21 protein-coding genes are annotated in these 21,329 nt (G+C 72.3%); 15 read left to right on the top strand and 6 right to left on the bottom strand.

Annotated elements, in window-relative coordinates; genetic code table 11:
• The first annotated feature begins 35 nt into the window (after positions 1-35).
• The 5 genes from ACQP2Y_RS15400 (at position 36) to ACQP2Y_RS15380 (ending at position 4,670) form a co-directional block, all read left to right on the top strand.
• Positions 36-1,304 (top strand): MFS transporter, encoded by a 1,269-nt coding sequence (locus ACQP2Y_RS15400; protein ID WP_433728627.1) that lies wholly within the window; start codon positions 36-38, stop codon positions 1,302-1,304.
• 12 nt (positions 1,305-1,316) lie between these two features.
• Positions 1,317-2,258 carry a phosphoglycerate dehydrogenase gene (locus ACQP2Y_RS15395; protein ID WP_433728624.1) on the top strand — a complete coding sequence of 314 codons (942 nt, stop codon included), beginning with the start codon at positions 1,317-1,319 and terminating at the stop codon, positions 2,256-2,258.
• A 5-nt stretch (positions 2,259-2,263) separates the two neighbouring features.
• Positions 2,264-3,643: an acyclic terpene utilization AtuA family protein gene (locus ACQP2Y_RS15390; RefSeq protein WP_433728622.1), complete on the top strand. Its 1,380-nt coding sequence runs from the start codon at positions 2,264-2,266 to the stop codon at positions 3,641-3,643.
• Complete coding sequence (locus tag ACQP2Y_RS15385) at positions 3,636-3,974, top strand: DUF4387 domain-containing protein (protein WP_433728620.1); 339 nt, start codon at positions 3,636-3,638, stop codon at positions 3,972-3,974. Before ACQP2Y_RS15390 ends, ACQP2Y_RS15385 begins: the two co-directional genes overlap by 8 nt.
• Positions 3,975-4,094: 120 nt before the next feature.
• Positions 4,095-4,670, top strand: a complete 576-nt coding sequence (locus ACQP2Y_RS15380) for a TetR family transcriptional regulator (protein ID WP_433728617.1) — start codon at positions 4,095-4,097, stop codon at positions 4,668-4,670.
• Positions 4,671-4,725: 55 nt separating this feature from the next.
• On the opposite strand, the gene ACQP2Y_RS15375 is transcribed toward ACQP2Y_RS15380, so the two are convergent.
• A complete protein-coding gene (locus ACQP2Y_RS15375; RefSeq protein ID WP_433728615.1) occupies positions 4,726-4,980 on the bottom strand; it encodes a hypothetical protein in 255 nt (84 codons plus the stop codon).
• A 76-nt stretch (positions 4,981-5,056) separates the two neighbouring features.
• Between ACQP2Y_RS15375 and ACQP2Y_RS15370 the strand changes: the two genes are divergently transcribed.
• On the top strand, positions 5,057-6,268 hold the full coding sequence (locus ACQP2Y_RS15370) for a low temperature requirement protein A (protein ID WP_433728613.1): 1,212 nt from the start codon (positions 5,057-5,059) through the stop codon (positions 6,266-6,268).
• On the opposite strand, the gene ACQP2Y_RS15365 is transcribed toward ACQP2Y_RS15370, so the two are convergent.
• The gene (locus ACQP2Y_RS15365; protein ID WP_433728611.1) at positions 6,265-6,570 is read right to left on the bottom strand and encodes a hypothetical protein; all 306 of its coding nucleotides are present in this window, start codon (positions 6,568-6,570) and stop codon (positions 6,265-6,267) included. The two genes, ACQP2Y_RS15370 and ACQP2Y_RS15365, sit on opposite strands and share 4 nt — an antisense overlap.
• Positions 6,571-6,883: 313 nt before the next feature.
• On the opposite strand from ACQP2Y_RS15365, the gene ACQP2Y_RS15360 reads away from it, so the two are divergent.
• Genes ACQP2Y_RS15360 through ACQP2Y_RS15350 form a run of 3 tightly spaced genes read left to right on the top strand, consistent with a single transcriptional unit; the run spans position 6,884 to position 10,297 of the window.
• A complete protein-coding gene (locus ACQP2Y_RS15360) occupies positions 6,884-8,545 on the top strand; it encodes a serine hydrolase domain-containing protein (protein ID WP_433728609.1) in 1,662 nt (553 codons plus the stop codon).
• A 34-nt stretch (positions 8,546-8,579) separates the two neighbouring features.
• Positions 8,580-9,245 (top strand): response regulator transcription factor, encoded by a 666-nt coding sequence (locus ACQP2Y_RS15355; RefSeq protein WP_433728607.1) that lies wholly within the window; start codon positions 8,580-8,582, stop codon positions 9,243-9,245.
• The gene (locus tag ACQP2Y_RS15350) at positions 9,245-10,297 is read left to right on the top strand and encodes a HAMP domain-containing sensor histidine kinase (RefSeq protein WP_433728605.1); all 1,053 of its coding nucleotides are present in this window, start codon (positions 9,245-9,247) and stop codon (positions 10,295-10,297) included. Before ACQP2Y_RS15355 ends, ACQP2Y_RS15350 begins: the two co-directional genes overlap by 1 nt.
• 44 nt (positions 10,298-10,341) lie before the next feature.
• Here the strand turns inward: ACQP2Y_RS15350 and ACQP2Y_RS15345 are convergent, their stop codons facing one another.
• Together ACQP2Y_RS15345 and ACQP2Y_RS15340 are read right to left on the bottom strand one after the other, a co-directional pair.
• Complete coding sequence (locus ACQP2Y_RS15345) at positions 10,342-10,932, bottom strand: TIGR03086 family metal-binding protein (protein ID WP_433728603.1); 591 nt, start codon at positions 10,930-10,932, stop codon at positions 10,342-10,344.
• A gap of 46 nt (positions 10,933-10,978) precedes the next feature.
• On the bottom strand, positions 10,979-12,142 hold the full coding sequence (locus ACQP2Y_RS15340; protein ID WP_433728601.1) for an epoxide hydrolase family protein: 1,164 nt from the start codon (positions 12,140-12,142) through the stop codon (positions 10,979-10,981).
• Positions 12,143-12,261: 119 nt separating this feature from the next.
• Here ACQP2Y_RS15340 and ACQP2Y_RS15335 point away from each other — a divergent pair, with 119 nt between their 5' ends.
• A complete protein-coding gene (locus ACQP2Y_RS15335) occupies positions 12,262-14,568 on the top strand; it encodes a sensor histidine kinase (RefSeq protein WP_433728599.1) in 2,307 nt (768 codons plus the stop codon).
• A 9-nt stretch (positions 14,569-14,577) separates the two neighbouring features.
• Here the strand turns inward: ACQP2Y_RS15335 and ACQP2Y_RS15330 are convergent, their stop codons facing one another.
• Positions 14,578-15,183 carry a response regulator transcription factor gene (locus ACQP2Y_RS15330; protein ID WP_433728597.1) on the bottom strand — a complete coding sequence of 202 codons (606 nt, stop codon included), beginning with the start codon at positions 15,181-15,183 and terminating at the stop codon, positions 14,578-14,580.
• 190 nt (positions 15,184-15,373) lie between these two features.
• On the opposite strand from ACQP2Y_RS15330, the gene ACQP2Y_RS15325 reads away from it, so the two are divergent.
• Together ACQP2Y_RS15325 and ACQP2Y_RS15320 are read left to right on the top strand one after the other, a co-directional pair.
• Positions 15,374-15,874, top strand: coding sequence for an RNA polymerase sigma factor (locus ACQP2Y_RS15325; RefSeq protein ID WP_433728595.1), 501 nt, complete (start codon positions 15,374-15,376; stop codon positions 15,872-15,874).
• A gap of 10 nt (positions 15,875-15,884) precedes the next feature.
• Entirely contained in the window at positions 15,885-16,760 is an 876-nt protein-coding gene (locus ACQP2Y_RS15320) for a hypothetical protein (RefSeq protein WP_433728593.1), read from the top strand.
• Here the strand turns inward: ACQP2Y_RS15320 and ACQP2Y_RS15315 are convergent.
• Positions 16,757-17,422: a TetR/AcrR family transcriptional regulator gene (locus ACQP2Y_RS15315; protein ID WP_433728591.1), complete on the bottom strand. Its 666-nt coding sequence runs from the start codon at positions 17,420-17,422 to the stop codon at positions 16,757-16,759. The two genes, ACQP2Y_RS15320 and ACQP2Y_RS15315, sit on opposite strands and share 4 nt — an antisense overlap.
• A gap of 95 nt (positions 17,423-17,517) precedes the next feature.
• On the opposite strand from ACQP2Y_RS15315, the gene ACQP2Y_RS15310 reads away from it, so the two are divergent.
• The 3 genes from ACQP2Y_RS15310 to ACQP2Y_RS15300 are packed head-to-tail and all read left to right on the top strand — an operon-like array spanning position 17,518 to position 21,323.
• Positions 17,518-18,006, top strand: a complete 489-nt coding sequence (locus tag ACQP2Y_RS15310) for a nucleoside deaminase (RefSeq protein WP_433728589.1) — start codon at positions 17,518-17,520, stop codon at positions 18,004-18,006.
• Positions 18,003-18,410 (top strand): VOC family protein, encoded by a 408-nt coding sequence (locus ACQP2Y_RS15305; RefSeq protein ID WP_433728587.1) that lies wholly within the window; start codon positions 18,003-18,005, stop codon positions 18,408-18,410. Before ACQP2Y_RS15310 ends, ACQP2Y_RS15305 begins: the two co-directional genes overlap by 4 nt.
• Before the next feature lie 9 nt (positions 18,411-18,419).
• A complete protein-coding gene (locus tag ACQP2Y_RS15300; RefSeq protein ID WP_433728585.1) occupies positions 18,420-21,323 on the top strand; it encodes a BTAD domain-containing putative transcriptional regulator in 2,904 nt (967 codons plus the stop codon).
• Positions 21,324-21,329 lie beyond the last annotated feature (6 nt).

Here is a 21,329-nt window from a genome sequence, read left to right as displayed (position 1 = left end):
GCAAATTAGCGTGACGCCCGACACGTGGAGGCAACATGGCCGTTACGCTGCGGGACAGCACGGTGTCCCACCGGAAGATCACGTTCTTCATCGCCCTGACGCTGTTCGCGCAGGAGTCGACCTGGAACTTCTATGACAACCAGGTGCCCGTGCTGCTGCGCGAGCACGTCACGAGCGCGGCGGTCGTCGGCCTGCTGATGGGCATGGACAACCTGCTGGGCATCTTCATCCAGCCCTGGATCGGCAACCGGTCGGACAACACCCGGACCCGGTGGGGACGGCGGGTGCCCTACCTCGCGGTGGGCATGCCCCTGGCGGCGGTGCTCTTCGCGTTCCTGCCGTGGACCACGTCGCTGGTCACGCTGGTCGCCGTGATGTTCCTGTACGCGCTGGTCGTCAACACCATCCGGCCGCTGGCCGAGTCGATGATCCCGGACTTCCTGCCGCCCGAGCGGCGCAGCCGGGCCAACGCCGTCGTGAAGATCGCGGCCGCGCTGACCATCATCGTGGCCTCACTGATCAGCCTCTTCGTGATCGACGAGCATCCCCGGGGCGCGTTCGTCATCCCCGCGGTGATCCTGCTGCTCGTCACGGTGGTGCTGATCGCGAAGGTCCGCGACAGCCGGTCGACCGCCTACCAGGCCGCGCTGGCCGAGGACGCGGACGCCGCTCACGACGAGGCGCGGGTGCCGTTCCGCCGGGTCATCACCGACCTGGTCACCGACAGCGACCGCCGCCGGCTCCTGCTGCTGCTGACCGTCCTGCTCTTCGGCGGAGCCTGGTTCGCTTCCCGGTCGCTGGTCACCCCGTACGGGATGGAGGCTCTGGGCCTGACCCGCGGTGAGGCCGGCGGGCTCACCCTGCCCAGCGGCATCGCCTTCCTGCTGGCGGCCTACCCGGCCGCGCTGTGCGCCGAGCGCTACGGACGGCTGCGCACCATGGGCGTCGGCATCATCATCTTCGCCACCGCGATGGCGGCCGGCGCAGCCGTCCAGACCGCCACCGGGACGGTCGTCGCCTTCTGCGTCGCGGCCGTCGGCGCCGCCGGATTCATGATCAACGCGGCAGTCGCCCTGTGGAACCTGGCGCCGTCCAGCCGGGTGCTCGGCGCCTACACCGGCCTGTACGCGGTCACCTGGTACCTCGGCGGTTTCGGCGGTCCGGCTCTCATCGGCGCCGTCGTCGACCTCACCGGCTGGGACTGGATGTTGCTGGACATCGGGATCCTCGCCGCTCTGGCCGTCCTCGTCGTCATCCGCCTCGGTCGCCTGCACCGGGACCGCGGCACCCCCATCCTCACCTGACACGGGAGTCCGATGCCCACCGTTCTGATCACCACCGATTACCTCACCCCGGGCGACGAGGTGGACACCTACCTCACCCGGCAGGGCTTCACCACCCGGCACGACCCGATGCGGGGACCGCGGCGGCCCGAGCGGCTGATCGCGGCTCTGGCCGGCGTCGAGGGCGCCCTGATCGCCAACGAGCCGATGTCGGAGCAGGTGCTGCAAGCGGCGCCCGAGCTGCGCGCCGTCGTGCGCACCGGCGTCGGCTACGACTCTGTCGATGTCGCGGCCGCCACCCGGCTCGGCATCAGCGTGAGCAACCTGCCGGGCGTCAACAGCAACGCGGTGGCCGAGTTCACCATCGGGTTGCTCCTGGCCCAGGCACGGAACCTGGTGCCGATGGCCGCCGGGGTCGCCGCCGGCGCGTGGCCCCGCCGCGACGGGCACGAGCTGCGCGGCAAGACCCTCGGGCTGATCGGCCGGGGCGCGGTGGCCCGCCGGGTGGTGCCGCTCGCCCAGGCGTTCGGGATGACCGTGCTGAGCACCGGCGAGCTGCCCGCGCCCGCCGTCCTGGTCACGCTCGACGAGCTGCTGCAGCGGTCCGACTTCGTCTCGGTCCACACCGCGCTGACCCCGCGCACCCGGCACCTCATCGACGCGGCCGCGCTGAGCCGGATGAAACCGAGCGCTCACCTGATCAACACCGCGCGTGGGCCCATTGTGGACATCGCGGCCCTCGCCGAGGCCGTCCGTTCCGGGCGCCTCGCGGGTGCGGCCCTCGACGTCGTGGACGTCGAACCACTACCGGCCGACAGCGTCCTGCGCGGCGTCGGCGGCATCACCGTCTGTTCACACATGGCCGGGCAGACCGCCGAGGCCCGCCTGGCCGCCGGGCTGGAGGGCGCCGAGGAACTCGTCGCCGCCCTGGCCGGCCACCCCCGGTCAGCCGTCAACCCCGTGACCCCGAGATGAGGACCATGACTGAAACCCGTGATTCCGTACGCGTGCTGGCGCCCAGCGGCATGCTCGGCGGCGGCTTCCCGCCCGAGACCATCACCCGCGGTCTGGACCTCGGCGCCGACGTCATCACCGTCGACGGCGGCTCGACCGACTCCGGCCCGTACTATCTCGGCTCCGGCACCGCCAAGACCGCCGCCGCGGCCGTCGCCCGCGACCTGCGCCTGCTGCTGCGCGCGGCGGCGACCGCCGGCATCCCGCTGATCGTCGGCTCCTGCGGCACCAGCGGCACCGACTCCGGCGTCGACTGGGTCGCCGGCATCACCCGCGACATCCTGGCCGAGGAAGGGCTGAACCTGCGGGTGGCCACCATCTACAGCGAACAGCAGGCCGCCGACCTCAAGGAACACCTCGACGCCGGCCGGGTGCACCCGCTGCCGCCGGCCGGCGAGCTCGACCCGGCGACCCTGGAGAGCTGCCGGCACATCGTCGGGATGATGGGCCACGAACCGATCGTCGAGGCGCTGGCCGCCGGCGCCGACGTCGTCCTGGCCGGGCGGGCCACCGACACCGCGGTCGCCGCCGCCTATCCGCTCATGGCGGGCATGCCGGCCGGCCCCACCTGGCACGCCGCCAAGATCGTCGAATGCGGCGGGCAGTGCACCACCAACCCGCGCTCCGGCGGCGTCCTGGCCACCATCGACGCCACCGGCTTCACCATCGAACCGCTCGACCCGGCGGTGGCCTGCACACCCACCTCGGTGTCGGCGCACATGCTCTACGAGACGGTCAACCCGTACTCCATGCGGGAGCCGGCCGGCACCATCAACGTCTCTGAGGCCACCTACCGGGCCCTGGACGACCGGCGCGTCCGCGTCGAGGGCTCCCGCTTCGAACCCGCCGAGCAGCACACCATCAAACTGGAGGGCGCCCGGATCACCGGGTACGAGACGATGTCGTTCACCGCCATCCGCGACCCGCACATCCTCGGCCAGATCACCACCTGGGCCGCGCTGCTGCGCCGGATGATCACCGAATGGGTCGGGCAGACCCTCAAGCTGAGCCCCGACGAGTACGCCTTCGACATCCGCCTCTACGGCTACGACGCCGTCCTGGAAGCTCTCGACCCGGACACCGGTCCGCCCCGCGAGGTCGGCGTGATGCTCCTGGTCAACGCCGCGGACCAGCAGACAGCCACGGCCGTCGCGAAGATCGCCAACCCGCTGCTGCTGCACCTGCCCACCCCGGACATGGACTACCTGCCCAGCCTCGCCTTCGCCACCTCACCGGCCGAGACCGAGCGCGGGGCGGCGTACGAGTTCGTCCTCAACCACGTCGTGGACGTGGACTCCCCCACCAGCCTGTTCCGCATCAACCCGCCGGAGGACCGCGATGTCTGAGCCCGCCCGCCCCCGGACGATCGCCGACCTGGCCCGGGAGGTCCGCTCGAAGAACGCCGGACCGTTCTGGGTCACCATGGAATTGTTCATGCGCGACGCCACCGGCTACGCCACGGTGGCCGATCCCGCGTACCTGGACGCGGCGGTCGTCGCCCGCCTCTACGACGTCGCGGCGGAGACCATCCAGATCTTCCGGATCCCCGAGCTGAACGTCGTGAAGATCTCCTTCCCCCGGCCGGTGGTCCAGGGCAGCCTGCGCGACCGCGACATCCACGCCGGCCAGCACCACGTACCGCTGGCGCTGTTCCCGCTGCCGTCCGCCGCGGCCTGATCACAAGAGCCGGCGACCCGATACCGCGCCGTCCATGGCGGCGCGCTGGGGGCGCACGGCGCAGCCGTGGAACGGCCCGCCGTTGTCACGACGAGTCATCGGGGCAGGTATCTTGGCGCCATGCCCCGGTGGGAACACGGTAGTGAGGAGCGGCTGAAGCAGGCCGCCATGGAACTGTTCGACGAGCAAGGGTTCGAGGACACCACCGCCGTCCAGATCGCGGCCCGGGCCCGCGTCACCACCCGGACCTTCTTCCGGTACTTCCCGGACAAGGAAGAGGTCCTCTTCGCCGAGGCGGACGGGCTCAACGAGGCACTGGTCCAGGAGCTCTTCCAGGCGGCCGACGTCTCGGATCCGCTCCAGGCGGTGATCCGGACCTTGGCCGGTTTCGACTGGGAGAAACTCGGATCACGAGAGGTCCAGCACCAGCGGAACGCGCTGATCGCCTCGAACGCTCACCTGCTGGAGCGGGAGCTGATCAAACAGCAGCAGATGGCCGCCGGGTTCAGCGATGCCCTCGGCCGGCGCGGAACCGACCCCGACACCGCCGAACTCGCGGCGAACGTGGGGGTCCAGGTCTTCCGTACGGCCTACCGGCGATGGCTGGCGGGCGACGATACGGACCTGGCCACGATCACCGAAACCGTGATGTCGCTCCTCGCCACCATCGTGCCCGCGGCCTCGCGGCTCCCCTGATCAACCTCGGGCTCACAGACGCGCGGTGCTCCTCACCCGAACGGTGTGCTCCACGTCAATCTGTCCACGTCACCTCCGGATCGATCCGCTCGTCGCCGACGTGCCCGAGCGGCACAAGAACCAGCAACGCCCAGAGCGGTCGCGGCCGGCCGGTCGAACGGCGCACGAGCACAACCTCGCTCGGCACGTCGTAGCGCACCCGACGGTCCACCGTGAGCCAGCCGGCATTTGTGTCCGCCTCGCGGAGCGTCTGGCCGAGACGGTCGAAGACCGGCTGAAAGCTTCCCGCCCGGCCACGTTCCCCTGGCACGGGGCATCCTGATTGGCGATTACATGATTACATGTCTGCGGCAGCGCACGCCGAGCCGATCCCGAGGAGGGGCGCAGTGAGCCAAGATCAGGACTCTGCCGGCGAGCCGGCACGTCCCCGCCGGGGCATCCGGCTCGACGCCGAGAAGATGCCGGAGACCGGATCCGTCACTCCGCTCGAGCTCTTCTTCGACCTGGTTTTCGTCTTCGCGCTGACCCAGGTCACCGCCACCATGGCAGTGCAGCTGAGCGGGGTCGGCCTGCTCCGCGGCCTGCTCGTCGTCGCCCTGCTGTGGTGGAGCTGGACCGGCTACGCGTGGCTGGCCAATCTGGTCCGCGCCGACCGGGGGATCGCGCGGATCGGCCTGTTCGCGGCGATGGCGGCGATGTTCGTCCTGGCCCTGACCATCCCCGAGGCGTTCGACGACGCCCCGGGCGGGCTCTCCGGCCCGGTCGTCGTGGCGGTGTGCTACTTCGTCTTCCGGGCACTGCACCTGCTGTTGTTCTACGTGCTGTCGCGCGGCGACGCCGGGCTCCGCAATCAGCTGTTGCGGTTCACGCCCGCGATGCTGGGCGGCACGGCGCTGCTGCTGGCCGCCGCCGCAACCGACGGCACAGCGCGCATCTGGCTGTGGGTGGCCGCGCTGACCGTCGACTATGCCGGGACGTACTTCGGCGGGGCGCGCGGATGGCGGGTCCGTTCCGCCGGTCACTTCGCCGAACGGCACGGGCTCATCGTCATCATCGCGCTGGGCGAGTCGATCGTGGCGATCGGTGTCGGTGTCGCCCGGCTGCCGATCTCCTGGCCGATCGTGGTCGCCTCCACCCTGGGCCTGGCCCTGGCCGGTGCGCTCTGGTGGGCGTACTTCGACGTCAGCTCGGCCGCCGGTGAGCACGCTCTCGCCACGGCGGCCGAGGATCGGCGCGCCGGGCTGGCCCGCGACGCCTACAGCTTCCTGCACCTTCCGCTCGTGGCCGGGATCGTGCTGCTCGCGCTGGGTCTGAAGAAGGCCCTCGAGTACGTGGGAGACGAGGAGGCGCACTCGCTGAGCGACCCCCTCAAGGGCGTTGCGCTGGTCGCGCTCGTGGGTGGCCTGGTTCTGCACCTGCTCGCCCAGGCGGCCTTCCGGTGGCGTACCACCGGCAAGTTCGATCCGGCGCTGCCGACGGCGGCCGTACTCGTAGCCCCGCTGGCCTGGCTGGGCGCCGGATGGCCGGCTCTGGCCACGCTCGCCGCCGTCACCTTCATCACGGTGGCAGTGGTCGCGTTCCAGACCAGGCGCCGCTAGCGTTCCGTCGCCGGCAGCCGGTCGGCCAGCAGGTGGGTCAGGATCCAGCCGTCCTCGACCTGCGTCGTCGGGATGACGAGCCGCCTGGGCCGGCCCGCCGCCCGCTCGAGGATGAGCCGCCCGTCATCGAGCTTCCAGCCGACGACCTCGTCCCAGCGAACGGGTGCCTTCTTCGCGTACGTGAGGCCACCCCGATCGATGGTCACCTTGCCGAAGACCAGCGGCTGCCCGGCGGCGAGGGCGTGCCGGGCGCGGCGGGCGAGAGGCTGAACGGCGGAAGCGTCCAACGCGTCGGCCAGCACGGGGAACTCGTAAGCGGACCACCAGCCCGGCGACTGTCACCCACGCGACCCACAGCGGAGCGACCCGGGTCTCCCCCACTCCGATCGGTACCAGGCACAGCGAGAGGATGAGCCCGATCAGCAGCGTCCCGAGGGCCATCTGGGCCGGTCCCTCGGTCTCCCGCACGAAGAGCCCGGCGACCGGTCCCAGCCTCAGCTCGTGTCCCAGCGACGTGGCGTGTCGGTGTGGTGGCGCCAGCTCGTCCGGCATGCCTCGACCTTCCCCACAACTCCGTTTACATCACGTTCTCAGCCCCGCTCCTACCGTCGCGGCATGAACAGGCGATGGCTTTCCTTGGTGCTGGTGCTGGCCGTGACGGCAAGCTGCACCGCTGAAGACCCGGCTCCGGCCCCGCAATGTGACGGCAAGCTGGAGGCGGCGTTCAGCGCGTGGGCGCGGGCCGGGTTCAGCGGCGCCGTCGCCGTCTCGACCGGTGGCCGGTTCGAGTGCCTCGCCGGTTACGGTACGGCCGACGACGCCACCGGCGCCCGGAACACCGCCGACACGGTGTACAGCATCGGATCGGTCAGCAAGGCGTTCACCGCCACCGCGATCCTCAAGCTCGCCGAGGCCGGGAAGCTGTCCCTCGACGACCGGGCCGGCGAGCTGGTTCCGGCGATCGTCGGGCCGGTGGCCAAGGCGACGGTACGCCAGCTGCTCCTGCACACCAGCGGGATCAGCGGTTCGATCGGCGCCGACGACCAACCGCTGGACCGGGCCGGCGCCATCGCCGCGATCAACAAGCTGAAGCTCGCGTTCCCACCCGGCACGAGCGACGCCTATTCCAACGCCGGGTACACGCTGTTGGCGATCATCATCGACACTGTGTCGGGCCTGTCGTACCGCGACTACACCCGTACGCAGGTCCTCACGCTGCCCGGCGGTGCAGTCACCGGCGGCTTCTGGCAGGGCAGACCGGCACCCGCCGGGCCCTTCGCGGCCGGGTACCTCGATGACGGCAAACCGAGCCGGTCCCGCGACTTCGCCGGTCCGTACTGGACGACGGAGGGCAACGGGTCGCTGGCGATGACCACCCGGGAACTGGCCACCTGGGCCCGCGCGCTGTTCCGCGGTGGGCTGGTCACGCCCGGGTCGGCGAAGCTCGCCGGAGATCCGGGGTATCCGGTGGGCGACGGCCGGTCGTACACGCTGGGCGGCTGGATGGCGTTCGACGCCACGGCGTACGGCAGGCCGATCGTGGCCATCGCCGGCGGTGGCGGCGACGTCGGCCACAACGTGGCGGTTCTCTGGATCCCCGAACGGGACCAGGTGATCGTCATGTCGTCCAACCGATCGGTGCTCACGGCCGAAAAGCTGCTGGCCGCGACGGTACCGTCGCTGGTGGCCGGCAATCCCCTGCCGACGCCGACCGCGCCGGCCGGAGGTGCGGACCCGGCCGCGATCGTCGGGAGGTACCGGCTGGAGACGGGAGGATCGTTCGAGGTGACCGTGGCCGGCAACCGGCCGAGGATCTCGGCCTCCGGTGCCGACGCGGTGGGTGCGCTGTTCCCGCCGCGTGGCCGCTTCTCCGCCGACGACCTGCGCGAGCATGAGAAGCGCGTGCTCTCCATGCTCGCCGGCCGGACCGACGAGGGACGCGAGGAGCGCGCAGGCGTAGAAGCCGAGTCCGGACCGATCTCCGCGGTGGCCGCGGGTGGCACTGTCGTCGCCGAAAGCGAGATGCGCACGTACGTCACGCTGACCACCCGCGACGGTCCGCGCCTCGGCTGGTACGCGGTCGACGAGCACAGCAGCATCGCGGGGGCGGAGCTGCCGACCCAGCCGCCGGCCCTGCCGCTGGTGCCGGTCGGCACGAACAGGTACCGCCCGGACGATCCGACCGGAACCGGCCCGGACGTGACCCTCGACTTCGCCGGCGGCAAGGTGACCGTCTCCGGGCCGGCCGGGACGACAACCGCGCGCCGGTCCCGATGACATCGCAAAGCTGCCTGCGGAAGGGGAATGTGCCATGCGCGTCCTGCTGGTCGAGGACGACCCGGACCTGGCCGAGATCGTCGCGCTGGGTCTGCGCAACGAGGCGTACGCGGTGGACGTGGCCGGGACCTACGCGGCCGCTGAGGAGCTGCTCGACACCACGGCGTACGACGTGGTGTGCCTCGACCTGGGCCTGCCGGACGGCGACGGGCTCGCTCTGGTCCGGCGCGCCGCGGCCGACCCGTCCCTGCGCCGGCCCCGGCGTCATCTCGTGCTGACCGCCCGCGACGCGGTGGCCGACCGCGTCGCCGGGCTCGACGCGGGCGCCGACGACTACCTGGTCAAGCCGTTCCACTTCGCCGAGCTGCTGGCCCGGCTGCGGGCGCTGGGCCGCCGCGAGGACAGCGCCGGATCGAGGTTGCGGGTGGGTGAGCTGACGCTGGATCTCGCCGGCCACCGGGCCTGGCGGGCCACGACACCGCTCGACCTCACCGCGCGGGAGTACTCGTTGCTGCGGTACTTCATGCACCACCCGGGCGAGGTGCTGTCGGCCGAGACGCTGCTGGAGCACGTCTGGGACGCCAACGCCAACCCGTTCACCTCGTCGGTACGGGTGATCCTCAGCCGGCTCCGCCGCAAGCTCGGCGAACCGCCGCTGATCGCCACGGTCACCAGCACCGGCTACCGGCTGCTGCCGTGATGGGCCGGGGCTGGCGGTCGCTGCGTACGCGGATCGCGGTGCTGGGGTTCCTGGCCGGCTACGTGCCCGCGCTTCTGCTGTTCGGCGTGGTCGTGGTGAGCGACGTCGAGACCGAGGCGGCCGGCGGCGGCGAGCTGGTGACCAGCGCCTCCGGGCACCGGTCGGCCTGGGTGACGTGGACGGTGCTCGCCCTGGCACCGGTGGCCGCCGCCCTCGCCTGGGGCCTGGCCGGACGGGCGGTGCGTGACATCGACCGGGTCCGGGCCGTCGCCGAGGACATCGAGGCCACCGATCTGAGCCGGCGCGTCGGGCTCGACCGGGGCCCTACCGAGGTGGTCCGGCTCGCGGGGAGCATCGACGACATGCTCGCCCGCTTGGAGCAGGCGGCCGAGACGCAGCGCCGGCTGATCGAGGAGACCAGCCACGAGTTGCGGACGCCGCTGTCGGTGCTGATGGCCAACGCCGAGGTGCTCCTGGCCCATCCCGAACCGTCGATCGAGGTGTACCGGCACGGGCTGCAAAAGACCGCGACGGCGGCGGCCCGCCTTCAGGCGACCATCGACGAGCTGCTGGTGGACGCCCGGGGCCGGGCCCGCACGATCGCGCGCCGCCCGGCCGACCTCACGGCCGTGGTCCGTGCGGTCGCCGACGACGTCGGCGTGCTCGCCGCGGCGAAGAGCATCGACCTGTCCGTTTCCGGCCCGGAAGCGGCGGAGTGCGCATTCGACGAACCCACCGTACGGCGGGCAGTGACGAACCTGGTCGACAACGCCGTCCGGTACGCCCCGGCCGGCAGCACGGTCGAGCTCAGCTTGGAGGTGACGGCGTACGAGGTCGCCGTGGTGGTGACCGACCACGGCGCCGGCATCCCGCCCGCCGAGCAGGAGGGGGTGTTCCGGCGTTTCTGGCGCAGCCGGACCGACGTCGCGGGCACCGGCCTCGGCCTGCCGATCGCCAACCAGGTGGCGCTGGCCCACGGCGGCGAGCTCACCCTCGCCTCGCCCGGCCCGGCCGGCGACGGCTGCGCGTTCCGGCTGACGTTGCGCCGCTGACCGCGTCCCGGGGCCACCGGCTGGGGTGGCCCCGGCGGCGCCGGTCAGCGGCCGGCCCGTGTCCAGAGCGGGTCGCGGCCGAGGTAGCGCAACAGGGTGGCGGCTGGGCCGTCACCGGCCTGCACGGGCAGGGCGGGTGCGTAGGCGAAGCCGCGCAGCGGTTCGGCCGTCGCTCGCGCGGCCGGCAACAGCTCCTCGGCCAGGGCATCGGTCAGCGGTGTCGGCTGACCGGTCGCCACGGCGACGTCCCAGGCGTGCACGCCGGCGTCGAGAGCGCAGGCGGCAGCCGCGAGAGCCGGTGTCATCTCCGGTACGGGCGGCAACGGTGTGCGCACCGATGACGCCTCCGGGTCGACACCGGCCCAGGCACCGGTGGCCGCCTCGATCGCCTTGGTGACCGTGTCCTGGACGCCGGCGTCGAGCCGGCGCGGCGGATCGAACGGGTCGTAGGACGGCAGCGAGCCGGCTCCGACGATGGACGCCCAGGCGTGCTGGTCGCCGGCGGCGTGGAACAGCACCTGGGCCACGGTCCAGTCCGAGCAAGGAGTCGGGTCGTCGAGCCGGTCGGCGTCGACAGCCCCGGCGGTGACCTGGCGCAGGGCGTCAAGAGCGGTGGTGAGTACGGTGAAAGTCACGGATGGTTCCTCTCGATGGGTTCTTCCCGGCTGTCGGGCCGGACGGTCAGGTGAGTGCCGCGAAGAACTGGCGGATGTCCTCGACGAGCAGGTCGGGGGCGTCGTGCGTGGCCCAGTGCCCGCCGCGGTCGTAGGTGTTCCAGGCGACGATGGTGTGGTGGTCGCGTTCGGCGAACCGGTGCACGGCGTGGAAGTCGAAGGCGAAGGCAGCCAGGCCGATCGGCACGGTGGTGGGCTCGGCCGGATCGGCGTTGCGGGCGGCGCGGTGGTTCTCGTAGTAGAACCGGGCCGCCGAGGCGGCGGTGTTGGTGAACCAGTACAGCGCCACATTGGTCAGGATGTCCTCGGGGCTGAGCGCGGTGCCGAACAGCTGCCCGCTCCAGGCCAGCTGTCCGGCCGGCGAGTCCGCCAGGGCGTGGGCCAGGGTCTGCGGCTGGGCCTGCTGGGACCGGTCGTGGACGGCGTGCTCGGAGAACGCCTGGCCGAACTGCAGGGCGCCGAAGTCCTCGCCGGTGAGCCCGTCGAACTCGCCCGCGTCGCCGCGCGGGAAGGAGAAGATCTGCGTGACGTGCACCCCGCTGACGTGCTCGCGGTCCAGCTCACCGAGCAACGGCGAGACGATGGCGCCGGCGTCGTTGCCGTGCGCGCCGTAGCGGTCGTAGCCCAGCCGCCGCATGAGCTCGGCCCACGCGGCGGCGGTCCGCCACGCGCTCCAGCCGTGCTCGGTCGTGGGCCCGGAGAAGGTGAAGCCGGGCAACGACGGGATGACCACGTGAAAGGCCGGCGCGCCCGCACGGCCGTACGCGGCCGGATCGGTCAGCGGGCCCACCAGGCCCAGGTACTCGACGAAGCTGTTCGGCCACCCGTGGGTCAGGATGAGCGGCACGGCGTCCGGCTGGGCCGAGCGCACGTGCACGAAGTGGATCCGCTGCCCGTCGATCTCGGTCGTGAACTGCGGGTACTCGTTCAGCTCGGCCTCGCGGGCCCGCCAGTCGAACGAGGTGCGCCAGCGCTCGACCAGGTCCCGGACGTACGAGCCCGGCACGCCGTACTCCCAGCCGGCCGGGGCGGGGGTGCCCGAGCCACCGGCGACGACCTCCTTCTCGGGCAGCTCATCGGCCCAGCGGGTACGGGCGAGCCGGTCGGCCAGGTCGTCGAGACTGGCTTGCGGTATCGCGATGCGGAACGGAGTAATGCTTGGATCGGGCACGGCGGTCGCCTCCCTGTGGACGTCTTCGGCCTGCATGAACGGTCACAGAGCCGAGTGCTGCGAGGTAGTGTCTGCCGCACGAATTCGGCTGCAGATTGCACACCGGTCGGGGAGGGTTCGTGACCGCGTCCAGGCCGATCCGGCTCGCCACCATCCCGGTCGTGCTGTGTGTCGCGCTCTACTGCGTGTACCGCATCCTCGAGGTCGTTCCCTGGGGTGGTTACGATCCCGGCTTCGACCCCGGCGGGCAGGTGCTGGCCACCGGCGTCATCCTGGCGACCGGCGTCGTGCAGCTCCGGCTCGCGTTCACCCGCCTGTCCGGTCTGCGCGCCGGCGCGCTGCTGGGTGCCCAGGTCCTGCTGGTCTACGGGCCCTATCTCGTGTTCGGCTCCCTGTGGGACCCGTCCGGCGCCTTCGTCGTCGCCGCCGTGCTGCTCACCTTCGCCGGTCGGTACTCCTGGGCGGTGGCGGCGTTCGCGGTGCTCTGCGACCTCACGATCCGGGTGATGCTCGACCAACCGGGCATTGTGGACGCCGACGGCGGAGTGTTCTATCCGCGGGTGGCGTACTCCGCCATCGTGGCGGTCGCCAACGGGCTCCTGCTGTTCGGCATGTCGCGCCTGAGTCAGCTGGTCCGGGACCTGGACACGACGCGCGCCGCCGGCGCCTGGCTGGAGGTGATGGATGAGCGGCTGCGGATCGCCCGCCGCCTGCGGGAGGTGGTCGGCGAACGGTTGACCTCCATCATCAAGACGTGCCGGCGCACCGACGCCGCCCTCGACAGCGACGAGGCCCGAGCGGTGGCCGGCGCGGCCCGGGAGGCGCTGGCCCAGGTCCGGACGGTCGCCGACGACTACCGTGACCGTTCGCTGGCCGCTGAGGTCGCCGCGGCCCGTACCGTGCTCACGGCCGCCGGCGTCGAGGTGACCACCGGGCCGGTGCCCGAGGACCTGCCCGGACCGGTCGACGCCCTGCTGGGGTCGATACTGCGCCGCACAGTCATCGACGCGCTGCGGGCCATACGCCCAATGAGCTGCCGGATAGAGCTGGACGGCTCGGCATGGCTGCGGGTGAGCTGCACCGGCGGAGAGCCCGGCCGGCCGGCTCCGGACGGGATCGCCGAGGAGGTCGAGCGGCTGGGCGGCCGGCTCCAGGCCGGGTCCGGGCCGGGCAGCACGGACGGGATCGACGTACGGATACCCGTCCAGGCCCATCGGTCCGGCGGCGCGCGCAGCCCGCGCTCGGTCGCCGCCGCCCCCTGGCTGGCGTGGTGGATCGTGGCCGTGCTCGAGCTCGACCTCTTCGTCACCACTCTGGCCCGGACGCAGGCGTCATGGTCCTTCCTCGAACCGGTCTCCACGCCCCGGCTGATCTGCATCATCGCTCTGGTCGTGCCGCTGAGTCTGCTGCAACTGCACCACGTCCGGCCACGCTCCGGCAGCGCTCCGCCGGGGTGGCGGTGGACCCTCGTCCTGCAGATTCTGCTGCTCGGCGCGCTCACGGTCGTCGGGGGTGAGAACGTGCCGGCGCTGCAGTACGCGGGCACAGTCGCCGGCGTCGTGCTGTTCCATGTGCGCCGGCCGTGGTCGTGGGCCGTCGCCGGTGGCCTGATCCTGGTTTCCGGACTCGTGTCCCAGCACCACAGCGGAGTCGACCTCACCGCCACCGCGCCGCAGGCGGTGGCGCTCTGGATGACCCTCTCCCTGCCCTGGACCCTACTCACCATGATCGCGGTCGCCGCGCTGTGCCGCCTCCCGCTCGCCGCCGAGGAACTGGTCGTCGCGCGCCGGGAGCTGGCCCGGCTCGCGGTGCTGCGCGAACGGCTCCGCATCGCCCGCAACACCCATGACCTGCTCGGCTTCCATCTCGCCGCGATCGCGCTCAAGGCCGACCTCGGTGGGCGGCTGGCGAGCACCGATCCGAGCGTGGCGCGTGTCCAACTGGCCGAGGCGGGCCAGGTCGCCGAGGAGGCGTTGCGGTCGCTGCGGTCCGTCACGGCCGAGCCGGCCGGGCTGTCGTTCGCCGACGAGGTGGAGAGCGCACGGGCGATGCTCACGGCCGCCGGGACCCGGGTCGCGGTCGAACTGCTCGCCCGGCCCGAGCCGTCGGTGGAATCGCCGCTGGCTATCGTCCTGCGCGAGGCGGTCACCAACGTCGTGCGCCACGCCCGGGCCACGACCTGCGAGATCGAGACCCGTCCGGTGCCCGGTGGTATCCGGCTGCGGATCACCAACGACGGCGTCTCGTCCGCATCGCCGGGAGCTACGGCAGGCAACGGGTTGGCGAACCTCCAGTCACGGGCGCGCGAGGCCGGCGGACGCCTGGAGGTGCACCGTCAGGGCGACCGGTTCACCCTCGTCGCCGAGATCCGTACCGGTGGGCCTGAAGGGCGGTTGCCCGACGCCGTGGTCTCGGTCGCCGGGTAGCGGCCCGGCTCACAGCCAGCCGGCCTCGCCGGCGATCCGGATCGCGTCGACCCGGTTGCGGGCGCCCAGCTTGGTGACGGCCGTGGCCAGGTAGTTGCGGACCGTCCCGTACGACAGGCCCAGCCGCTCGGCGACCTCGGTCGGTTCGGCGCCGGACGCGGTCAGCCGCAACACGTCGCACTCACGCTCGCTCAGCGGGTTGCCGGCCACGTCCAGGGCCGCGAACGCCAGCTGCGGGTCGAGGACCTTGCCCCCGCCGGCCACCGTGCGCACCGCCGCGACCAGGTCCTCCGGCGAGGCGTCCTTGCCCATGAAGCCGGCCACCTTGGCCGCGAGGGCGCGGCGCAGGTTGCCCGGGCGGGCGGCGCCGGTCACGATCAGGGTCTTGCAGTCCGGCAGCCACTGGTGCAGCTGGGCGGCCGCGCTGATCCCGTCCAGGCCGGGCAGTTCGATGTCGATGACGGCCACGTCCGGGCGGACCTGCAGCGCGGTGGTCACGATGGCGTCGCCGGCCTCGACCGCACTGACGACCTCGATGTCGTCGGCCAGGTTGAGCACGCCGACCAGCGCCTCCCGCAGCATGCGCACATCCTCGGCAAGCAGCACGCGGATCACGGCGGCTCCCCTTCCGGACGCCCCTCGCTCATGTCGGACCGCGCGAAGCATACGGGTGCCCGCTGTCGCCGCGCTGACGTCCCGCTCACGCGAGCCGGCGGCGAAGTTTCGGTGAAATAGTGCCGGGGCGACAGACATGTAGGGGGTGCCGGGCAGGACCTGACCGGTATCACCGACTGAGGGAGCCGCCTTGGCCCGCACATCCGATGCCGCCGACTTCGAACGCCTCTACCGGGCCTGTTACGAGGATCTGCTGCGGTACGCCCTGCGCCGCACCGGTCAGCCGGAGACGGCCGCCGACGTGGTGGCGGACACCTTCCTGGTCGCGTGGCGGCGGTTCGACGACCTGCCACCCGGCAACGGCCGCGCCTGGTTGTTCGGGGTGGCCCGCAACGTGCTGGCCAACCAGTACCGCGCGGCCCGCCGCAGTGCTGACCTGGCCGCCCGGCTGCGTCATGAGCTCGGCGGCGCCATCGTCACCGCGCCCGAGGCACCCCCCGAGATCTCGGCGGCCTTCGCCACTCTCAACGCGGCCGACCAGGAGCTGCTGCGCCTGGTCGCCTGGGAGGGACTGTCCGCGGAGGAGCTTGCCGTGGCGCTCGACTGCTCCGCGAACGCCGCCCGCATCCGCCTGCACCGCGCCCGTACCCGGTTCGCCGCGGCGCTGCGGTCACCGTCGATCACGAAGTAGAGGACCCGCCATGACCGAACCCGCCATGACCGAACCCGATCGCCTGATCCAGCTGCTGTCCCCGGACCTCGACATCCCGCACCCCGCGGCCGACCCGACCGGCCCGGCCGCCGACGACCTGCTGCGCCGCGTCATGTCCACGCCGCCATCGGTGCACCGCCGCCCCTGGGGTGTACGCCTGGCCATCGGCGCCTCGCTGGTGACCGGCCTGGCCGCCGCCGTGGTGGCCGCCAGTCTGTGGTTGCCCCAGTCGAGCCCGACCGGCCCGACGCCGGCGCGAGCCGCCACCCTCCGGATCACCTCCGGCGACAAGTACCTGGAGATCCGGATCCAGGACCCGGCCGCCGATCCGCAGCGATACCGCGAGGAGCTGGCGGCGCATGGGCTCGACATCGACCTCTCGCTGGCTGCCGCCGAGCCCGAGCGCGTCGGCCGGGTCGTCTTCCAGGAGGACGACGTCCGCGGGATCGAGCCGGTGGAAGCGCCGGGGAACTGCACCGCCAACGGCAACTGCGCGGTCGGCGTCCGGGTTCCGCTCTCCTATCGCGGGCACGCCCGGATCGTCTTCGGCCGCACTCCGCTGCCCGGCGAATCCGTCGAGGGCGATGCCCCCGTCCTGACCACCACGGAAAAGGAGTCCCTGGACGCTCTGGTCGGCAAGCGCGTGTCCGAGGCGCGCCGGCTCCTGAGCGCGAACGGGCAGACGGCCAGCTACCGGGTCGGCCCGAAGTCGCTGGAGGCTCCCGCCTCCGAGGTGCCGGGCTCGTGGATCATCTTCGACACCGCACCGCTGGCCGGTGGCGTCGTGGTGATCTGGGCGTCGCCGGACGGTCAGGCGCCGGACTACGACGACGACGTCCCGGTCGAACCCACACCGACGCGTTAGAGCGGGCGATCCGGGAGCCCCGCGGTTCGCCAGCGGGCGGCCAGGTCGGACTGGCGCGCGGGGCGGCCCGGCAGTGTCGCCTCGGCCGGGGCGTGCAGAGCCTGCAGGAGCAGAGCGAGGTAACGATGACGCAGGGCGGCACCACCATCGGCGCCGGGGAGCTCGATGAAAGCGATCATCTCCAGCAGCAGGGTGACGTCGGCTTCGGAGATGTCGCCGCGGAGCTCGCCGGAACGACGGACCCGCTGGAAGAGGGTCTCGGCCAGCTTGCCGGCCCGCATGGCGAGAGCCGAGAGCTCGGCTGTCGGGGTGAACGTGCCCGCCAGCCGCTGCGCCAGGGCCTGGCTCTGACCGTCGACGACGCGTTCCAGGCAGGCGACGTAGGTGTCCCACGGCGCATCGGCGGAGGCCAGCGCTGTCTCGAGATCGGCGATGTAGCGGTTGAGGCCGTCCTCGGCCAGCGCTCGCAGGAGGTGCTCCTTGCTGGGGTAGCGCCGGTACAGAGCGCTGATCCCCACCCCGGCCTGCACGGCGACCTTCGCGATCGGCGCTTCCGGATCGGCCAGGAACACCGCCCGGGCGGCGTCGAGGATGCGCCCGTCGTTGCGCTGCGCCTCGGCCCGGCGGCCGCTCAGGGAGCTGCGGTTTTGTTCCTCGGCCATCAGTGGAGGCTAGCAGTGGATCACGTTGAGCTGCTCTGCTAGCGTGCCGAAGGAGCAATACGTTCCGTTCCGTTTCAAGCCGACGGGGGCCAGAATTGCTGACCGACATCGACCTGGCACACCTGCGCCGTTGCGTCGAGCTGGCGCGCGAGGCGCTCGACGCGGGCGACGACCCGTTCGGTTCCGTGCTGGTCGGACCCGATGGAGAGCTGCTGCGCGAGGAACGCAACCGCGCCGGAGCCGGGGACGAGACCAGACACCCGGAGTTCGACCTGGCCCGATGGGCAGCCACGGAGGTGCCCGCGGCGACCCGGCCCGGCTGCACCGTCTACACCTCGGGTGAGCACTGCCCGATGTGTGCGGCGGCCCACGCGTGGGTCGGGCTCGGCCGCATCGTCTATGCGGTGTCCGCGGTGCAGCTCACCGAGTGGCGCAGCGGCTGGGGGCTCGCTCCCGGACCCGTACGCGTGCTTCCCGTCGAGGCGGTGACCACGGGCATCCCGGTCTCCGGGCCGGCCGACGAACTGCTCGACGTCATGCGCGAGCTGCACCACCGGGCCGCGCTGCGGAGTTCGACGGCATGACGGTCCGCCAGCTCCGCCTCGTGGTGCACGCGGAGGACTACGAGCAGGCGGTCACCTTCTTCCGCGACGCCCTCGGGATGCCGGTCGCGGAGTCCTACTCCGGTGGCGGCGGCGCCGAAGTGACCATCCTGGACGCGGGCCGGGCCACCCTCGAGCTGTCGAACACCGCACAGATCGAGCTCATCGACCAAGTCGAGGTCGGACGACGGGTCGCACCCCGGTTCCGCCTGGCGCTCGAGGTCGAGGACTGCGAGTCGGCCACCCGCACCGCGATCGAGGCCGGGGCCACGCCGGTCGCGCCACCCACGCGTACGCCCTGGGACTCGGTCAACGCCCGGATGGACGCGCCCGGGACGATCCACCTGACCCTGTTCGAGGAGCCGACGGACCCGGGTCCCGCTTGAGGGGGGCCGGTGGCGGCTGTCATCCATTTCCGCATCCTGGGCACCCTGGAGATCCGGCGGGACGGCGTGCTCGTCGTCATCACGGCGGCGAAGCTCCGGATCATCCTCGCGTCGCTGGTGCTGCACGCGGGCCGCGTGGTGCCGGTCAGCGTCCTGATCGACCGGCTGTGGGACCACGAGCCACCGGCTGAGGCGCGCGCGGCCCTGCAGACGTACGTCGCACGGCTGCGCCGGCAGCTGGGTGCGGACCTCGCCATCCACACCCGCAGCGGCGGGTACGTCATCGAACTGCCACCGGGCTCCTGCGACCGGCAAGAGCTCGACGAGCTGCTGGGGAGCGCACGGACAGCCCTGGGTCACGGCGACCGGGCGGCCGCGCTCGAGTCGTTGCGGGCGGCGAACGCGCTGTGGCGTGGTCCGATCCTGTCCGACGTGGAATCAGCGGTCCTGCATCGCGAGGACGTGCCGCAGCTGCAGGAGCGGTGCCTCGAGACGGCCGAACGCCGGTTCGCGCTGGAACTGGCGCTCGGGCACCACCGGGCGGTCGTCGAGGAGTTGCGTGCGCTCGTCGCGGCGTACCCGTTCCAGGAAGGGCTGCGGGCGCACCTGATGCGCGCGCTCTACCGGTCGGGCCGGCAGGCCGAGGCCCTGAAGGTCTACCGCGACGTCGCAGCCCTGCTGCGCACCGAGCTGGGCCTGGATCCGGGGTCCGAGCTGCGCGCTGTGCACCAGGCGATCCTGCTCGGAGAATCGCTCGACGGCGAAGCCCCCGGCAGCGCCGCGCCGAACCCGACAGCGCTGTGCCAGCTGCCCCCGGCGATCGGCGACTTCGTCGGCCGGGCAGACCAGGTGGCCACGATCGCCGGTTCACTGGACGCCGGCGGCGAGCCGGCCCGGTTGCCGATCGTGGTGCTGAGCGGGGTGGCCGGCGTGGGCAAGTCCGCGCTCGCCGTGCAGGTCGCGCACCGCGTACGGGACCGCTTCCCGGACGGCCAGCTCTACGTCAACCTCGGTGGTGGCGGAGCGGCCCCTCGGGACGTCGCCGAGGTGCTCAGCGAGCTGCTGTACGCCCTCGGACTGCTCCCGGACGCGCAGCCGCGCTCGGTGCCGGCGCGAGCGGCGACGTTCCGCGCGCGGGTGGCCGACCGCCGGGTCCTGATCGTGCTCGACGACGCCGCCGACGCCGGACAGGTGGCACCGCTGCTGCCCGGAACCGCCGGCTCCGCCGTCCTCATCACCAGCCGGCGGTCACTGGACGAGCTTCCCGCCGCCGATCACCACCGCCTGCAGCCGTTCTCGGTGGCGGAGGGGGTATCGCTGCTGGCTGAGATCCTCGATCCGGACCGCGTCGCCGGCGAGCGGCCGGCAGCGGAGGAGCTGGTGAATCTGTGCGGCCGCCTCCCCCTCGCGGTGCGCATCATCGGCGCCCGGCTCCAGCCCCGGCCCACCGTGCAGCTGCGCGCGCTGGCGGATCGGCTGCGGGACGAACGCCGACGCCTCGACGAGCTGGCCGTGGGCGAGCTGGCAGTCCGCTCCGAGCTGGCGGTCGGTTACGGCGGGCTGGCCGTCCCCGTCCAGCTGGCGCTGCGCCGGATGGGTCTGCTGCCCGCCGAGTCGTTCGCCGCCTGGACGCTCGGCGCGGTCCTCGACGGCGGCGACGGCGAACGCGCCGTCGAGCAGCTCATGGCGGCCGGACTGCTGGAGCCGGTCGGCCTGGACCTGACCGGCCAGCTGCGGTACCGGCCGCACGATCTGGTCGCGCTTTTCGCCCGGGAGCTGGCCTGCGGCGAGGACCGAGAGGTGACCCGGGACGCGTACCGGCGGCTGCTGGACACGTTCCTCGTTCTGGCCCATGACGTGCACGTGCGGGTGGACCGCAAGGACGGGCTGCCGCCTGACCCGCTGCCGGACGACCTCGATGCGGCGCCGGTGGACATCGCGTCCCTGACCGCCGACCCGGGCGCTTGGCTGCAGACCGAGCGGGCTCAGCTGCTGTACGCCATCACGCAGGCGTGCGTGCTGGGCAGCTACGACAAGGCGGCGCTGCTGGCCGACCTGACCATTCCACCGCTGTCCATCCGCGGCGGCTACGAACAGATCGTCCGGGTCCGCGCCGACGTCCGAGACGCCGCCCGGGCGGCCGGGGACGAACGGGTGGCCAGCCGGCAGGCGAGCAGCCAGGCGGATGTCCTGCTGTCCCTGAGCCTCGACGAGGCCGCCGCGGAGTTCGAGGAATCGGTCGCCGTGTTCCGCCGCCTGGGACTGAGCCATGAACTCGTGCACAGCCTCACCGGCCTCGCGTTCGCCCGGATGTTCCAGGGACGGCCGGCCCTCGCGCACGCGGAGGAGGCGACCGCGATCGCGTACGCGACCGGCGACCCGGACGACATCGTGCTGGCCCTGCGCACCCACGCCGACACCCTGGTCCTGCAGGACCGGCCGGCCGAGGCACTGCCGCTGCTGGAACGGGCTCTGACTCACACGCAGGCCCTGTGGAACAACGACAGCCATCGTGCCCTGCTGGTCCGCAAGCTGGACTGCGCGATCTCGCTCGGGAAGCTCGACCTGGCCGACGCGACGTACGCGCAGGCCCGCGAGGTGACCGACGCGGTCAACAACGCCCACGGCTTCGGCTGGCTGCTCGTGCACCACAGCCGGCTGCGACGCGCGCGTGGCGACCTGCCCGCCGCCATGAGCGACGCGCGCGAGGCGCTGCGGCGCATGGTCGAGGCGGGCGATCCCCGCGGGGTGTTCCTGGCGAATCTGCGGCTGGCCGAAGCGCTGCTGGCCGGTGGCGACTCCCCCGGTGCCATCACACTTCTGCGCACGCTTCTGTCCACTTCAGACGTGGCGTCCGTACCGCTGCTCAAGGCGAAGGCCGAGGCCCTCCTGAGGCAAGCCGTCCCCGCCTGAGCAAGC

The organism is Actinoplanes sp. CA-051413 (assembly GCF_050955795.1).
In the GTDB taxonomy this organism is placed as follows: Bacteria; Actinomycetota; Actinomycetes; order Mycobacteriales; family Micromonosporaceae; genus Actinoplanes.
Note: the sequence above shows the minus strand (reverse complement) of the source record. Positions and strands in the feature narration are given on the sequence as shown.

Excerpts from the sequence above, each read along its gene's own strand:
- ACQP2Y_RS15400 (WP_433728627.1), top strand. The coding sequence starts at position 36 with ATGGCCGTTACGCTGCGGGACAGCACGGTGTCCCACCGGAAGATCACG.
- ACQP2Y_RS15395 (WP_433728624.1), top strand. The coding sequence starts at position 1,317 with ATGCCCACCGTTCTGATCACCACCGATTACCTCACCCCGGGCGACGAG.
- ACQP2Y_RS15390 (WP_433728622.1), top strand. The coding sequence starts at position 2,264 with ATGACTGAAACCCGTGATTCCGTACGCGTGCTGGCGCCCAGCGGCATG.
- ACQP2Y_RS15385 (WP_433728620.1), top strand. The coding sequence starts at position 3,636 with ATGTCTGAGCCCGCCCGCCCCCGGACGATCGCCGACCTGGCCCGGGAG.
- ACQP2Y_RS15380 (WP_433728617.1), top strand. The coding sequence starts at position 4,095 with ATGCCCCGGTGGGAACACGGTAGTGAGGAGCGGCTGAAGCAGGCCGCC.
- ACQP2Y_RS15360 (WP_433728609.1), top strand. The coding sequence starts at position 6,884 with ATGAACAGGCGATGGCTTTCCTTGGTGCTGGTGCTGGCCGTGACGGCA.
- ACQP2Y_RS15355 (WP_433728607.1), top strand. The coding sequence starts at position 8,580 with ATGCGCGTCCTGCTGGTCGAGGACGACCCGGACCTGGCCGAGATCGTC.
- ACQP2Y_RS15350 (WP_433728605.1), top strand. The coding sequence starts at position 9,245 with ATGGGCCGGGGCTGGCGGTCGCTGCGTACGCGGATCGCGGTGCTGGGG.
- ACQP2Y_RS15320 (WP_433728593.1), top strand. The coding sequence starts at position 15,885 with ATGACCGAACCCGCCATGACCGAACCCGATCGCCTGATCCAGCTGCTG.
- ACQP2Y_RS15315 (WP_433728591.1), bottom strand. The coding sequence starts at position 17,422 with ATGGCCGAGGAACAAAACCGCAGCTCCCTGAGCGGCCGCCGGGCCGAG.
- ACQP2Y_RS15305 (WP_433728587.1), top strand. The coding sequence starts at position 18,003 with ATGACGGTCCGCCAGCTCCGCCTCGTGGTGCACGCGGAGGACTACGAG.